The following is a 906-nucleotide window of genomic DNA, read 5'->3' as shown; positions in this document are numbered from 1 at the left end:
TACTCGTAATCGACCGATAGTGAACTAGTACCGTGAGGGAAAGGCGAAAAGAACCCCGGGAGGGGAGTGAAATAGATCCTGAAACCGCATGCATACAAACAGTCGGAGCCCGCAAGGGTGACGGCGTACCTTTTGTATAATGGGTCAGCGACTTACATTCAGTGGCAAGGTTAACCGAATAGGGAAGCCGTAGAGAAATCGAGTCCGAATAGGGCGTTCAGTCGCTGGGTGTAGACCCGAAACCAAGTGATCTATCCATGGCCAGGATGAAGGTAGGGTAACACCTGCTGGAGGTCCGAACCGACTAGTGTTGCAAAACTAGCGGATGAGCTGTGGATAGGGGTGAAAGGCTAAACAAACTTGGAAATAGCTGGTTCTCTCCGAAAACTATTTAGGTAGTGCCTCAAGTATTACCGTCGGGGGTAGAGCACTGTTATGGCTAGGGGGTCATGGCGACTTACCAAACCATTGCAAACTCCGAATACCGATGAGTACAGCTTGGGAGACAGTGYACCGGGTGCTAACGTCCGGACACAAGAGGGAAACAACCCAGACCGCCAGCTAAGGTCCCCAAAATTGGCTAAGTGGGAAACGAAGTGGGAAGGCTAAAACAGTCAGGATGTTGGCTTAGAAGCAGCCATCATTTAAAGAAAGCGTAATAGCTCACTGATCGAGTCGTCCTGCGCGGAAGATGTAACGGGGCTAAGCCAGTTACCGAAGCTGCGGATGTGCGCGCAAGCGTACGTGGTAGGAGAGCGTTCTGTAAGCCTGTGAAGGTGGCTTGTGAAGGCTGCTGGAGGTATCAGAAGTGCGAATGCTGACATGAGTAGCGTTAAAGGGGGTGAAAAGCCCCCTCGCCGAAAGCGCAAGGTTTCCTACGCAACGTTCATCGGCGTAGGGTGAGTC

1 rRNA gene is annotated in these 906 nt (G+C 51.8%); it reads left to right on the top strand.

What is annotated here, in order from left to right:
* Nucleotides 1-906, top strand: a 23S ribosomal RNA gene (locus AC1D15_RS34690); the annotation flags it as partial.

It is taken from the genome of Rhizobacter sp. P2_H2, assembly GCF_056403375.1.
This window is presented reverse-complemented; position numbering and strand designations above follow the sequence as displayed.